This window comes from Nocardia heshunensis, assembly GCF_054782115.1.
The window spans coordinates 285616-299379 of record NZ_BAAGTC010000029.1 but is presented as its reverse complement, the minus strand read 5'-3'; the positions used below and the strand labels follow the sequence as shown (position 1 = coordinate 299379).

The following is a 13764-nucleotide window of genomic DNA, read 5'->3' as shown; positions in this document are numbered from 1 at the left end:
CGTCGAAGAGAGCACAAAAAGCATGCCGAGCAAGACCAGTGCCAAGTCGGCCAAGGCCATCAAGGCAGCGGGCAAATCGGCCGGGTCGTCCCGAAGTCGGGGCGGTGGCGGGCTCGGCGGCAAACGCCAGATCCCGTGGCTGATGATCGGGGCGGTCGTCTGCGTCCTCGCCCTCATCGGCGGTATCGCCTGGGTGATCGTGCCCCGGATCGAGGACCGCCGGGAGACCACCGCCGCACAGACCGACGTCAAGGACTTCGTGCCCACCCCGCAGCAGAAGGATCCCTCCGACCGGATCCAGGGCGTGGTGAAGAAGGACTACCCGGCCGGTATCCACATCACCGCCAAGCAGCGGGTGGCCTACGACCAGTCCCCGCCCTTCGGCGGACCGCACGACGGTTCCTGGGCGGCGTGCACCGGCGTGGTGTACAGCAAGGCGATTCGCACCGAGAACGCCGTGCACTCGCTCGAGCACGGCGCGATCTGGATCGCCTACAACCCGGACAAGGTCAGCGGCGACGGCGTCAAGGAACTCCAGCACATGGTCAAGGGGCGGCCCTACATGCTGATGTCGCCGTACCCGGGCCTGGACAAGCCGATCTCGCTGCAGTCGTGGGGCCACCAGCTCAAGCTGGACAGCGCCGATGACGCGCGGGTCAAGCAGTTCATCACCGCGCTGCGCCTGAACCAGAACACCTACCCCGAGGTCGGCGCGGACTGCGCGAACCCGACCTTCAATGTCGACAACCCGCCGGCCTTCGACGCGAGCGCGCCGGGCCCCGACGCCATCCCGATGGACGGCAAGGGTATTCAGGCGGATCCGTCCGAGCTGGGCGCGGGTGGCAGCGGTATTCCGGGCATGCCCGGTGGCAGCATCCCGGGCGTGCCCGGCGGGCTGACCCTGCCGACCGACTCCCCGACCGTGCCCGAGGGCATCCCGGCCATCCCGGCCCCGACCGACGCGCCGACGCAGCCGGATCAGCCGGCTCCGACGCAGTAATGCCGCCGTTCATGTCCGACGTACCCGATCGCAGCTCCGAGCCGGAGCCCGCCGCCGAGCCCGACCAGCATCCGCGCCGCAACCAGCGGCAGCTGGTGCTGATCCTGGGCATCGTCGGCGTGCTGCTGGCCGGATTCCTGGGCGGCCTGCTGGTCTCCAATGCCCTGCACACCACCCCGGAGACGCCCGGCACCGTGGATGTCGGCTTCTCCCAGGACATGTCGGTGCATCACGCGCAGGCGGTGCAGATGTCGGGCATCGCGCTGTCCGGGTCCACCGACCCGGCGGTCAAGCGCCTGGCCTACGACATCCTCACCACGCAGGCCAATCAGGCCGGGCGCATGCAGGGCTGGCTGCAGCAGTGGCACGAGCCGTTCATCGCGCCCGACGGCTACATGGGCTGGATGACGGACATGTCCGCGCACGAGCACACGGGTACCGCCATGCACATGGGCCCGGTGCAGACCATGCCCGGCATGGCCTCGGATCAGGAGATGTCGGACCTCGGCAAGGCCACCGGCACCGCGCTGGACACCCTGTTCCTGCAACTCATGCTGCGCCACCACCAGGGCGGCATGCCGATGATCCAGTACGCCGAACAGCGCGCGGACACCGACGCGGTGCGCACGCTGGCGCAGAGCATGGCCAAGACCCAGCAGAGCGAGGCCGATCTGATGACCCAGATGCTCGCCGAGCGCAAGGTTTCCCCCCTGCCGATGAACTGATTCCGCCGGACCGGGTGCTTCAAAGCGCCCGGTCCGTGTCGGTTTTTGGTGCAGGGCAAGCTATGCGATACGCTTTCCCAGCCCGACCGGGAGACCGGACGGGACCATCCCCGCCCTCGTAGCTCAGGGGATAGAGCGTCTGCCTCCGGAGCAGAAGGCCGCAGGTTCGAATCCTGCCGAGGGCACCACGTCAGGCCCCGACCGTGTGAATCACGGTCGGGGCCTTACTCGTTCCGCGACTCGCCCGCTGACTGACTTATCGTGCCATCGTTCCCGATTGGGATTCCGATTCGTGGCATGGGGGACGAAGGTAATAATCGTGCATCGCGGTGCCCGGTTGTGCAGGAGGCAACCGGGCACCGCGAGCGCATTTCTCGGGTCGAGCCGCCCATAATCGGCTGTGCGCCTTGCGGAGTGAAATGGCGACGGGCCGGTATGTTCTGACAGGTGTCCGAAAACCAGAGCGCCCGTGCCGAACAGCCGATGCGACGCGTCTCACGGCCGCTGGCCGGTGGGTTGACGACGGTCCTGGCGGCCGCGCTCGCGGGGCTGAGCGTGACCGCGCCCGCCGCCGCGGTGGGCCCCGAGGGAACGACCGACGCGGCGTCGTTCTACTCCCCCGCCGAGGACCGGGTGGCGGGCACACACGGCTCGGTGATCCAATTGCGGCCGCTCACAGCCGATCCCGCGCTGGCGGGGGCACGGAACTACCTGGTGCTGTACCGGTCGATCGACATGCACGGCGATCCGGTCGCGGTGTCCGGCACGCTGGCGGTCCCCGACGGCGTCGCGCCGCCGGGCGGCTGGCCGCTGATCTCCTGGGCGCACGGCACCACCGGCGTCGCCGATGTCTGTGCGCCGTCGCAGGACACCTCACCCGATTTCCCGGCCCACGATTACACCGCGCTGGTGCGCCGGGTGCAGGAGCGCTGGATCGCGGCCGGATACGCGGTGGCGCAGACCGACTATCAGGGCCTGGGCGTCGGCGGCCCGCACGGGTATCTGATCGGCACCGCCGAACAGCGCGCGGTCACCGATATGGCCAGGGCCGCACGGCAAGTCGATCCGGATATCGGCACCCGCTGGGTGGCCATGGGCCATTCGCAGGGCGGCCAGGCCGCCATCTTCACCGCCGCACAGGCCCAGCAGTGGGCGCCGGAGCTGCATTTGCTGGGCTCGGTGGCGATGGCCCCCGCCTCCCATCAGGGCCTCGGCTTGCAGGCGACCCAGGTGGCCACCACCGCGGGCGTGGCGGGCGCGCTCGCGCCGTTGACGGGCGGGGCGACGTCGTTCCTGCCGTTGATCATTCGCGGCGCGCAGACGGTGAGCGACCTGGATCCGGCCCGATTCCTCACGCCCCGTGCGCAATCCATGCTGTCGCTGGCCGATTCCGGCTGCATCGGCCAACTGCGGCAACCGGATTCCTGGGGTGGACTGAGCGCCGACGATGTCTTCACCCGCAACGGCGACATGTCGACGCTGATCCGGGTGCTGAACGAAAACGACCCCAGCGCACTGACTTTCACCCAGCCGCTACTGGTCCTGCAGGGCCGCTCGGACACCACGATTCCGGCGGTCGCCACCGATGCCATGGTCGCGCAGCAGCGCGTCGGCGGGCAGCCGGTGCAGTACCACGGCTATCCGGGCGTCGATCATCGCGGCGTGCTGGAAGCGTCGTTCAACGACGCGCTCGCCTGGGTCGGCACCCGTTTCGGCCGCTGAGGCTCAGGCGGGCAGCCACTCCGGGTCGCGTCCGAACCAGGCCGCCATCCGATCGTAGATCGGTGCGTCCGCCGCGATCGGCACCTCGTGACCGAAAGCCCTTCCCGGACCACGGAATTCGGGCTTCAACAGCTGCTTGGACCAGGCCAGGGCGTGCTCGGCCAGGTCCGGGTCGAGGGTGCGGCCCTGCCCGGTGGCTCGGGTGAGATCCCAAGCGTGCACGGTGAATTCGGCGATCTGTTGATCGGCACGTCCGCGCGGCGGGCTCGGTCCACCCATCCCCGGTACCAGCCGCTCCGGGTCGGCGGCGCGCCACTCCGCGAGCAGTGCCGCCGCGCGGGTGCGGTACTCCTCGCCCCAGTTCTCGCCGAGCGGCTCGGGCGGCGCGGACCAGTCGGGCATCTCGCCGCGCGCGGCGATGAGGAAGGCGGGCAGGATCTGGCCCACGATGTGATCGAGCAGCCGGCGCACCGGCCAGTCGTCGCACGGCGTCGGCAGGGCCGCCTGATCCGGGGTGACTGCGGCGATGACATCGCCCAGTTGCGCGACCGCGCGCTCGAGCAGATCGACCGTCGGGTCCACGGATACTGTATCGGCCATGAGGCCCAGACTAGACCTGCGGCAAGATGTTCCGGGCCCCATTGTGCAGCGGCATCACCCGTGGCGCGGCGATCTCGCCGCCGTCGTGCGGCTGTGCGCGCGGCGTCGTCGCGGCGCCCGGGGCACGCAGTCGCCACAGCAGCGCCAGCCCGGCCGCGCAGCCCAGCGTGATCACCAGTGCCATCCAGCCGGGCAGCGCCGAGGTCACGCCCTGCGGATCCCGATACCAGTACGGCGAATAGGCGACGCGCCCGAAACTGCTGCCGCGCAACGCCACCACCAGACACGGCACGATCAGCACCGCCACCGCCACCACGGCGCTACCCGCCGTGGTGGGCACCGCAGCTCCGAAGCAGTAGCCGATGATCAGCGCGGTGAGGGTCACCCCGATCACCGCGAGCGCGGCATGGGAATGGGCCACGTCGGCGGTGCCCGCCGCGAAGACCGCGAGCCCGCCCGTGGCGGCCAACGCGATCCAGGGTGAGGCCCACCGCCGTCCGGCGGCCAGCCCGATCACCACGGCCAGCACCGGAATGGGCGCGCTCCAATCCGGCCGCGGCACCGCGATGATCGCGCTGCCCGCATTGGCGATCGCCACCGACAGCAGCACCAACGTGCCTTCCCGTCCCGGCAGCAGCAGTGCCGCGACTACCGCCGCGCTGACGGTGACGGCGACCGTCACCGTGATCTGCGCGGGTGTCCCGGAGTGCCGGACGAACCATTCGGTCGAGAGCGCGGTCGCGGTGACCAGCACGAGCGCGGACAGAATCGGGCCGATCGCCAGATCCGTGTTCTCGTCCTGGGCTCCCGGCTCGGGACGTTGTACGGCGATACCGAGCGCCAGCAGCACGGCCGCGAGCAGGACCAGCCACACCGGCGGCGTTGCGCCGGAAGCCCACTCGATCAGCGGATTGCTCTTGCCCGACGGCAGGGAGGTCTGGTCCCCGATGATGATCGCCGACAGGGCACCGATCAGATAGGCCCCGGTCGCGACCGGTTTGCCGAAGACCGCGACCGCGAGCGCGCCGAGCATGATGCCGCTGAAGATCGAGTCGATGTAGTTGACGGTGGTCATCGCCCCGGTGGTCGCGGGGTCGTTGTTCCAGAGGTGATTGACGATCAGCAGTACCGCGCTGCCGAAGGACGCGATCCATGCGCTGCGCCGCCCGAGCGCGATCACCAGGGCGGCGGAAACCACCGCGAACGCCGCCCCCGCCGCGGCGGCCCGCGGCATGTTCAACACCATCAGATCCAGTTGCAGGACCGAGCCTTCGGTCCCGGCGAGATCGAGCGGGGCCATCAGCAGCAATCCCGCGATCACCGCCCCCAGCAGCGCCGCCATCGCCTCCACCGGACCCGCGAACCGGCGAAACCGCCCGGGCGTGTCCACGCCCGGCGGGTGTGCCAACGCGAACTTCGCGCCCATCTCGTCACCTTCCTCCGGTGATGCGACGCCTTCCGCGTTACAGCAATAACGAGCAGCTATCTGTTGGCGAGGTTAACAGGCAGGTCCTGTGTGAATTCTGAGAAGTGCAATCGGTCACATCGGGCAGTGCGGGCTCAGGCGCAGCGGAAACGGTAGGTCGCCAGCGGCGTGACGCCCTGGACCGAGGTGAGTTGCTGGGCGGCGTCGCCGTCGAGCGCGCAGCCGGTCGGGGTGCTGACCTGGACCCGGTAGCAGCCGGGCGCGGCGTTGTAGACGGCCGAGCCGTCGGTGCCGGTGGTGATCGTGGCGAGGTTCGCACCGCCGCCGCAGGGCGCGATGTCGGCGGCCACTCCGGCCATGGGGAATTGTTCGGGCCCGTAGACGGCCTGGATTTTCAGCGCCGGGTCGGCGGGCGGGTCGGCCACCGCCAGCGGAGCCCACGCGCACGCGGCGACGACAGCGGAAGTGATGAGCAGCGTGCGGCGCACCGGGTCTCCTTCGAGTCGAGCAGAAGCGATCCTGCGTCAGCAGAGTGAATCTGCCTCCGCGCCAATATAGGTGCTCGACCGACCGTTCAGTCACATTCCGTGCGGTCGCCGAAAACCCCGCCGCTCGATCAGACCGCCGCCGCGGTGTCGGGCATCGCGGCCGTGGCGGAGGCGGTGTCGCCGCCCGGCGCGCGCCCGGCCGCCGCGCACTGTTCGGAGGTGAAAGCGACCGCCGCGCCGAGGACTTCGAGCTCCACCCGGTCCGCCACCGCGGGCGCATCGACGCTGACCCGGCGCACCTGGATGGGATCGGGGCAGCCGTCGAGGTCGAGGGTGAGCAGCACGTCCGCGCCCCGGAATTCCATGGCGCGCACGGTCGCCCGGCCCGACTCGCCGTTGCCGCAGGCGCGGGCCAGCAGCTGTTCGGGGCGCAGCATGATCGCGCCCGCGCCGGTGGGCGCGTTCACCTGGACCGGGACGCGGCCCAGCACGGTCTGGGCGGTCTCGGCGCCGATGGTGGCGTCCAACAGCACGGTGTCACCGAGGAATCCGGCCGTGAACAGGTCCGCCGGGGCCGCGTACACCTGCTCGGGGGTGCCCACCTGGGTGAAGCGTCCCGAGCACATGACCGCCACCTGATCGGCGAACGACAGCGCCTCCTCCTGGTCGTGGGTGACCAGGATGCTGGTCATGCCCGCGGCGCGCAGGGTTTCGGCGACGGCCTGCCGGGTGGCGGCGCGCAGTCCGGTGTCCAGCGCGCTGAAGGGTTCGTCCAGCAGCATGACGGTAGGTTTGCGGGCCATGGCGCGGGCCAGCGCGACCCGTTGCTGCTGTCCGCCGGAGAGCTGGTGGGGACGCCGATCGGCGTAGGACGGATCCAGCGAAACCATCTCCAGCAGTTCGGCGATCCGCTGCCGATGCTTGCGCCGACCGTTGATGCCGCCGAGTCCGTAGGCGATGTTCTGCCCCACGGTCAGATGCGGGAACAGTGCCCCGTCCTGCGCCACATAGCCGATCCGGCGACGATGCGCGGGCACCGAGAAGCCTTGCCGGGCAACGGTTTCCCCGCCGATGGATACCGATCCTGCGTCCGGGTGCTCGAATCCGGCAATCACCCGCAGCAGCGTGGTCTTCCCGCATCCGGAGGAGCCGACCACCGCGGTGGCGCTGCCGTCGGCGACCTCCAGGCCGATGCCGTCGAGCACGGGCGCGTGTCCGAAGGTCTTGGAAACCTGGTCTACGACAAGACGACTCACAGTCCCGCCGCCTTCCTGGATCGGTTGAACAGCAGATAGGTGACGGGCACCGAGGCCACGATCATGATCAGCGCGTAGGGCGCGGCGGACGCGTAATCCAATTCGCCCGACAGCTGCCAGAACTGCATGGCGAGGGTGCGGGTCCCGTTGGGGGCCAGCAGCAGGGTGGCGGTCAGTTCGGTGGCCACGGCCACGAACACCATGGCCGCCGCCGCGGCCGCCGCGGGTGCGGTCAGGCGCAGCGTGACGCGGAAGAATGTTGCGGCGGGCGAGATTCCGAGCGCCTGCGAGGCTTCCTCCAGCCCCACCGGCACCTGCGCCAGCCCGGCGCGCACGCTGACCAGCGCACGCGGCAGGAACATGAGCGTGTAGGCGGCCAGGATGGTGGCGGCCGTCTGATAGAACGCGGGCAGCCAGCGGATCGACACCGTGACCAGCGCCAGCGCGATCACGATGCCGGGCAGTGAACTGGTGATGTAGTTGGCGCCCTCGATGATTCGGGCGAACCGCGAGGTCGAGCGGACCGCGACCCAGGCGACCGGGAAGGCGCACAGCGTGGTGATGAGCGCGGCGGCCGCGGACAATCCGAGCGTCTGGCCCAGGGATTCGCCGATCTCGCCGGTGTTCCACACCGCCGAGCCGCCGATCTTCAGCCAGCGCCCGACGGTCCACAGCGGCACCCCGAGAGTGGCGGCCAGCGCACCGGCCAGCAGCAGGAACATCGGAATCTGGCCGAACCCCAGGCGAATTCGCCGCACACTCCGCTGTGCGCCGCCGCCGACGCGAGCGTAGCGGGCCCGGCCACGCACTCCGGCCTCCCCGGCCAGCAGCACCAGGCACAGCAGCACCAACACGCCGGACAGCGTGCTTCCGGCCGCCCCGTTGAAGGTCGACTGGTACTGCTCGAAGATGGCGGTGGTGAAGGTGTCGAACCGGATCATCGCGAACGCGCCGTACTCGGCGAGCAGGTGCAGCGAGATCAGCAGTCCGCCACCGAGAATGGCCAGTCGCAGTTGCGGCAGCACGACGCGCACGAACACGGCGACCGGCCCCGAGCCCAGCGCTCGGGCCGATTCCTCCACCGCGGGATCCAGGCGCCGCAGGGTCGCGGCGACCGGCAGGTACACCAGCGGAAAGTACGAGACCGTCGAAACGATCACCCCACCCCACAGTCCGTGCAGGGAGGGGATGGCGCTGACCCAGCCGTAGCTGTTGACGAACGCCGGAACCGCCAGCGGCGCCGCGAAGATCGGCCCCCACCAGGCCGTGCCCCACACGTCGGTGCGTTCCACGATCCAGGCCAGTCCGACGCCGAGCGTCACGCAGATCGGGACGGTCAGCACCACCAATTCGACGGTGTTGCGCAGCAATTCGCCGACGCGTGGCCGGAACACCAGTTGCGCGGTGTCGTGCCAGCCGGTGGAGACGAGCGTGGACACGATGTAGCCCAGCGGTACGAGGGTGGCCGCCACCATGAGCAGTGCGGCGACAGTGACCAGCGACCCGGGCCGCAGGGCCCGGGTCGCGGTTACCTTCGTTGCCCCGGTGGGCACTTCGGTCCGAACGGTCACGGTTACAGCAGGCCCGCCTCGGTCATCAGCTGGGTGACCTTCTTGGCGTCCAGCTTGCTGGGGTCGATCTTGGGCGCGTCCAGCGAGGCCAGCGGCGGCAGCGCCGGGTTGGCGGCGACGTCGGCGGCGATCGGGTACTCCATGGAGTCACCGGTCTGCAGGACGGTCTGGCCCTTCTTGGAGGTGATGAAGGCCAGGAACTTCTGGGCGTTGGCCTGCTTGGTGCTCGACTTCAGCACGCCGCCACCGGAAATGGAGACGAAGGCGCCCGGGTCCTGGTTCTTGAAGTAGAACAGCTGGGTGTTCTTGCTGTTCTCCTTGGTGTTGGCCTGATCGCGGTACCAGTAGTAGTGGTAGATCACGCCGCCGTCGAACTGGCCGGAGTTGGCGCCCTTCATGACGGTGGTGTTGTTCTGCGAGATGACCGCGTTGTCCTTCATGCCCTTGAGCCACGCCTTGGTGACGTCCTCACCCTTCTGGGCGAGCAGGGCGGCCACGATGGCCTGGAAGTCCGCGCCCGAGGCACCGGCGCTCCAGCGGCCCTTCCACTGCGGCTGCTGCAGGTCGAGCAGCGACTTGGGCAGCTGGTCGGCCGGGAGCTTGGCGGAGTTGTAGACGAAAACGGTGGAGCGCGCGGCGATTCCGGTCCACTTGCCGGTGGAGGGGCGGAACTGCTCGGGGACCTGCGCGAGGGTGTCCTTGTCGACGTCGGCGAACAGGCCGGCGTTCTCGACCAGGGCCATGGCCGGGGAGTTCTCGGTGAGGAAGACGTCGGCCTTGGACTTGCTGCCCTCGGCGACGAGCTGGTTGCCCAGGTCGGTGTCACCGCCGTTGCGGATGGTCACCTTGATGCCGGTGTCCTTGGTGAACGCGTCGATCCACTCCTTGGTGAGGGATTCGTGCTGCGCGTTGTAGACCAGGATCTCGCTGTCGTCCTTGGACGAGTTCGAGCAGGCCGTGGTCGCACCGAGGACAGCGATCGCCGCCAGCGCTCCGGACACCAGTTTCCATCGAGCCGCCGTCATGACCGTCCTTCCGTGAGGTTTGCCTAACCAACGTACATTCCCACCCTCCCCGTTCAAATGCCACCCCACCAATCGACACGCAATCGCTGTACTCTCCAGACGTTCCGCAACCGAATACGCGCCCGAGTCGAAGGATCTCGATGACCCTGAATCGCCGAACGCCCTTGACCATCGGACTCGGCGTGGCCGCCGTGGTGTTAGTGGGCGGCGGCATCGCGACCGCGGTGACGTTGAACGGCAAGGACTCCGGGGTCAGCGAGGACAAGCGCGTCGAGACCGCGCTGCGGAGTTTCTACGACGCCATGGACTCCGGTGGCGCCTCCCAGGCGGTCGGCAAGACCTGCGCGGGCGACCGCGCCCAGTACGACGCCTTCACCGACGCCCAGAAGCAGGCCATGGACAAGAACCGGGTGTCGATGAAGGTCGATTCGGTGCAGGGCATCACCATCACCGGTGATCGCGCCACCGCCGTCACCCTGGGCACCTTCACCCTGCCCGGCGCGGCGGCCGACAAGCGTTCCATCCCCGAGCATCTGCGCAAGGAAGACGGCGTATGGAAGGTCTGCTCCACCGACGCGAAGTAGGACGACCATGAGCTGCTGCGGCCCGAACCGACGTCAGGTCCTCGGTTTGCTCGCGGCAGCGGCGCTACCCGTGGCCTGGGCGAGTCCGGCTCGCGCACAGCCGGGTTCGGTCGTGGTGACCGATCTCGAGGTCGTCACCATCACCGATCGGACCGCGATCTTCACCTGGACCACGTTCGGTCCGGACGCCAGTGGCAATCCCGTTCCGGTCGAGGCCGACAGCGAGGTCTGGCTCGCCCCGGCCGACGGTTCCGGATTGCGCCAGGTCTTCGGCGATTCGCAGCCGACGGCCTATCACTACGCGGAGGTCACCGGGCTGGAACCCGGCCGCACCTACCGTTTCGAGGCGCGCTCGGCGGGCATTCCGGCCACGCCCGCGCTCAATGTGGTTACCAGGCAACCGAATACGCCCGAAGCACAGGGCGTTTTCACCACCCTGGTGCCGCCGCCGGGCCGCCTGCTGCGAACTATCGCGCTGTCCAACGACATTCACTACGGCGAGGAAGTCAGCGGCATCATCACCGCGGGCCTGCCGCCAGGCTTCCGCCAAGAGCCCGGTCTCGCACCGTATCCCGAGATCATGTTGACGGCGCTGCTCGACGATATGCACCGCCCCGACCGTGCCGTCGACCATCTGCTGCTGGCCGGTGACCTGTCGGCCGAGGCGACACCCGAGCAGGTGCGCGGCGTGCACACCGCGCTCGCGAACTGGGGTGTCCCGGGCCGGGACTGGTTCGCCGCGCGCGGCAACCACGACCGCCCGCACCTCGGCGACGACTACGCGAGCTGCACGCCGTACCTCGATCACCACGACTGCTGGGGTGATTCCTTCAGCGCCAGACAGCAATTGACGTCCTACGAACTCGGCGAGCTGCGCGTGATCGCGCTGGACACCACCCAACTCGACGCCGCGGGCGGCATCCTGGAGCGCCCCCAGCTCGATCAGCTGCGTGACCTGCTCGCCGCCGATCCCGACCGCCCCACCATGCTTTTCGGCCATCACCCCGTCACCACCGAATCCGGCTGGTCGAATCTCGCGGGCCCGAGCTTCATCCTCGACGCCGCGAATGCCGCTGAGCTGCAATCGATCTACCGCAACGCCCCCGGCGTCTTCCTGCATCATTCCGGCCACACCCACCGCAATCGACGCACCCGCGCGGACCTGCCGATCCCGGTCGAGTTCCTGGAAGTGGCGGCCTGCAAGGAATATCCGGGCGGCTACACCCTGCTGCGCCTCTACGAGGGCGGCTACATGCTGAACTTCTACAAGACCCGCACCGACTCGGCGCGGCGCTGGAGCTCCCGGTCCCGGGGCGAATACTTCGGGCTGCTACCCGAATACACGCTGGGCACGTCCACCGACCGCAATCACGTGGTGGCGCGCGACCTCACCGGGCTGTCAACGGTGTGAACGCGAGAAACGCCTCCCGGACAGTTCCGGGAGGCGTTTCTCCGATGGAGCGAGCGACGGGACTCGAACCCGTGTGACAGGTTTTGCAGACCTGCTCCTAACCGCTCGGACACACCCGCATCGTGTTCGGCAATACTCGCGGGAATCCGCCCCGCGGCACAGTCTTTAAATCACGGTGATTTCTGTGCACCTTCACGAATCGGCTCGGCGCTTCAACCAACCGGTTCGTGACATGCGATGATCGGGGGCATGTCTCGACCACGTCCGTTGCCACTCGATCCGATCGAGGAAGCGCATCGTCAGTGGTCGGAGCACGGCTGGGGCGAGGTGGCCGACGGCATGGCGGCGGTGACCTCGCTGGTGCGGGCGCAGCAGATCGTGATGGCCCGGGTGGACGAAGCTCTCCGACCGTCCGGTTTGACGTTTTCCCGCTACGAGCTACTCATGCTGCTGAGTTTCAGCAAAACCGGCGCGCTGCCGATGGCGGTGGCCAGTGCCCGCCTGCAGGTGCATCCCACCTCGGTCACCAACACCGTCGACCGCCTGGAGGCGGCGAATTTGGTGAAGCGTGTGCCACATCCGAGTGACCGGCGGGCGACGCTCATCGAAATCACCGATGCCGGAAGAGAATTGGTGGCCAAGGCCACCACTGAACTGAACCGGCGGGTTTTCGCCGAGGCCGGACTGCCGCCGCAACGTTTGCAGTTATTGCTGGAATTGCTGTCGGAGTTCCGTCAGGCGGCCGGCGACTTCGATCCGGGTAGCTCGCCGACACGGTGGGCCGGTCAGTAACCCTTCAGCGACCCAACAGCCAATTTCCTGCGTCATAGTCTTGGATTCGGCTCACAAAAGGTTCACCATTGAGGCCATGGTGCTGGTCCTCGGGGTGTCGGCGGGCGCTGCTGGCGCACGCGCCATGCTCACCCATTCCGACCAGCCGCATCTGCCCCCCATCGACCGTTGCAAGGTCTTACGCCGGGCCGGTGGCGGCAGCATGGAGGAGGCGGTGTTCGAGGCCATCCGGCTGATGCGCAAATCGGCCGCCAAGCGGGACGAATTCATTACCGGCATCGCCGTGACCTGCCGCTGTACCTCGCACGCCGAGTCCGTTCGGACCGCCGCCGGCCGCAATCGCCTCACCGTCATCGACGAGCCGGTGGCCCAACTCCGATATCTCCGATTCACCGGGCGACTGCCCACCGAGGGCTCGGTCCTGCTCTACGACCTAGGTGCTTCCGGCCTGACCCTCACCCAGATCGACTGCCGAACCGATGCCGTCCTCGCCACCAAGCGCAGCACCGTCCTGGGCGGTGACGGCCACGACGCCCTGCTGCGCTGGCTGCTCACCCGCGGTGGCGTCACCCTCGATATGGCCACGACACGCCGCCAGAAGGAAGCCCTGGCGTCCGAGCGCGTGCTGGCCGTCTGCGACCCGATCACCGGGCAGCGCTTCGTGGTCACCCGCAGCGACTTCGCCGAACTCGTCGAGGCCGGTATCCATCACTCCGCCTCGTTCGTCCGCCATATGGTCGACGAGACGGGTATCCGGCCCACCGGGATCGCCCTGCTGGGCGGCTGCACCCGCAACAAGAGCATCCGCGACGAGTTGAAGCAGCAGTTGGAGCTGCCGCTCATCTACGATCCCGAGCCCGAATTCGTCTCCACCCGCGGCGCGGTCCTGCTGGCCGCCGAACGGCCGTCGGCCCGCAGCATCCGCAGCGTCCATCTGACACCGCACTCGGGCGCACACGAGGCTCCCTCCTCCCCCGTTTCCCGCCGCAAGATCGTTGCGGCCGTGGCGGTTACCGCCACCCTGGGCGGCACCATCGTGGGCGCGCTGGCCATGAACCGCGACGGCGGCGACCACACCGACGGCAAGCCGCCCACGGTCGAAGTGGTCGGCCCCCCGAAACACGGCTGAGCACAGCCGAATCCGGTCGGTGCCACTCCATCGAA

Annotated in this window: 13 protein-coding genes and 2 tRNA genes; 8 read left to right on the top strand and 7 right to left on the bottom strand. The window is 68.7% G+C overall.

All coding sequences use genetic code 11. From position 1 onward, the window contains the following. Positions 1–22 precede the first annotated feature (22 nt). The 4 genes from ACYVN4_RS43885 to ACYVN4_RS43870 all read left to right on the top strand — a co-directional run bounded on the left by ACYVN4_RS43885 (position 23) and on the right by ACYVN4_RS43870 (position 3447). Entirely contained in the window at positions 23–1000 is a 978-nt protein-coding gene (locus ACYVN4_RS43885) for a DUF3105 domain-containing protein (protein ID WP_460729998.1), read from the top strand. 11 nt (positions 1001–1011) lie between these two features. Next, positions 1012–1725, top strand: a complete 714-nt coding sequence (locus tag ACYVN4_RS43880; RefSeq protein ID WP_460729996.1) for a DUF305 domain-containing protein — start codon at positions 1012–1014, stop codon at positions 1723–1725. Positions 1726–1837: 112 nt separating this feature from the next. Further along, a tRNA-Arg gene (locus ACYVN4_RS43875) sits at positions 1838–1913 on the top strand. A gap of 259 nt (positions 1914–2172) precedes the next feature. After that, positions 2173–3447, top strand: a complete 1275-nt coding sequence (locus ACYVN4_RS43870) for an alpha/beta hydrolase family protein (protein ID WP_460729994.1) — start codon at positions 2173–2175, stop codon at positions 3445–3447. 3 nt (positions 3448–3450) lie between these two features. Here the strand turns inward: ACYVN4_RS43870 and ACYVN4_RS43865 are convergent, their stop codons facing one another. The 6 genes from ACYVN4_RS43865 to ACYVN4_RS43840 all read right to left on the bottom strand — a co-directional run bounded on the left by ACYVN4_RS43865 (position 3451) and on the right by ACYVN4_RS43840 (position 9813). Then, complete coding sequence (locus tag ACYVN4_RS43865) at positions 3451–4047, bottom strand: TIGR03086 family metal-binding protein (RefSeq protein WP_460729992.1); 597 nt, start codon at positions 4045–4047, stop codon at positions 3451–3453. 10 nt (positions 4048–4057) lie between these two features. Further along, the gene (locus tag ACYVN4_RS43860; RefSeq protein WP_460729991.1) at positions 4058–5473 is read right to left on the bottom strand and encodes a hypothetical protein; all 1416 of its coding nucleotides are present in this window, start codon (positions 5471–5473) and stop codon (positions 4058–4060) included. Between the two features lie 134 nt (positions 5474–5607). Further along, positions 5608–5961: a hypothetical protein gene (locus tag ACYVN4_RS43855; RefSeq protein WP_460729989.1), complete on the bottom strand. Its 354-nt coding sequence runs from the start codon at positions 5959–5961 to the stop codon at positions 5608–5610. A 128-nt stretch (positions 5962–6089) separates the two neighbouring features. Next, positions 6090–7217, bottom strand: coding sequence for an ABC transporter ATP-binding protein (locus tag ACYVN4_RS43850; RefSeq protein ID WP_460729987.1), 1128 nt, complete (start codon positions 7215–7217; stop codon positions 6090–6092). Beyond that, entirely contained in the window at positions 7214–8788 is a 1575-nt protein-coding gene (locus ACYVN4_RS43845; RefSeq protein WP_460729985.1) for an ABC transporter permease, read from the bottom strand. The genes ACYVN4_RS43850 and ACYVN4_RS43845 overlap by 4 nt, the downstream gene beginning before the upstream one ends. A gap of 2 nt (positions 8789–8790) precedes the next feature. Continuing rightward, positions 8791–9813 (bottom strand): iron ABC transporter substrate-binding protein, encoded by a 1023-nt coding sequence (locus ACYVN4_RS43840; RefSeq protein ID WP_460729983.1) that lies wholly within the window; start codon positions 9811–9813, stop codon positions 8791–8793. A gap of 140 nt (positions 9814–9953) precedes the next feature. On the opposite strand from ACYVN4_RS43840, the gene ACYVN4_RS43835 reads away from it, so the two are divergent. Both ACYVN4_RS43835 and ACYVN4_RS43830 read left to right on the top strand, forming a co-directional pair. Further along, the gene (locus ACYVN4_RS43835; RefSeq protein ID WP_460729981.1) at positions 9954–10397 is read left to right on the top strand and encodes an Rv0361 family membrane protein; all 444 of its coding nucleotides are present in this window, start codon (positions 9954–9956) and stop codon (positions 10395–10397) included. A gap of 7 nt (positions 10398–10404) precedes the next feature. Next, on the top strand, positions 10405–11808 hold the full coding sequence (locus ACYVN4_RS43830) for a purple acid phosphatase family protein (RefSeq protein WP_460729979.1): 1404 nt from the start codon (positions 10405–10407) through the stop codon (positions 11806–11808). Positions 11809–11853: 45 nt separating this feature from the next. Here ACYVN4_RS43830 and ACYVN4_RS43825 read toward each other — a convergent pair. After that, positions 11854–11927 (bottom strand) — tRNA-Cys (locus tag ACYVN4_RS43825). Positions 11928–12057: 130 nt separating this feature from the next. Between ACYVN4_RS43825 and ACYVN4_RS43820 the strand changes: the two genes are divergently transcribed. Beyond that, the gene (locus tag ACYVN4_RS43820; protein ID WP_460729977.1) at positions 12058–12600 is read left to right on the top strand and encodes a MarR family winged helix-turn-helix transcriptional regulator; all 543 of its coding nucleotides are present in this window, start codon (positions 12058–12060) and stop codon (positions 12598–12600) included. Between the two features lie 76 nt (positions 12601–12676). Beyond that, positions 12677–13729, top strand: coding sequence for an Hsp70 family protein (locus ACYVN4_RS43815; protein ID WP_460729975.1), 1053 nt, complete (start codon positions 12677–12679; stop codon positions 13727–13729). The last annotated feature ends 35 nt before the right edge of the window (positions 13730–13764 follow it).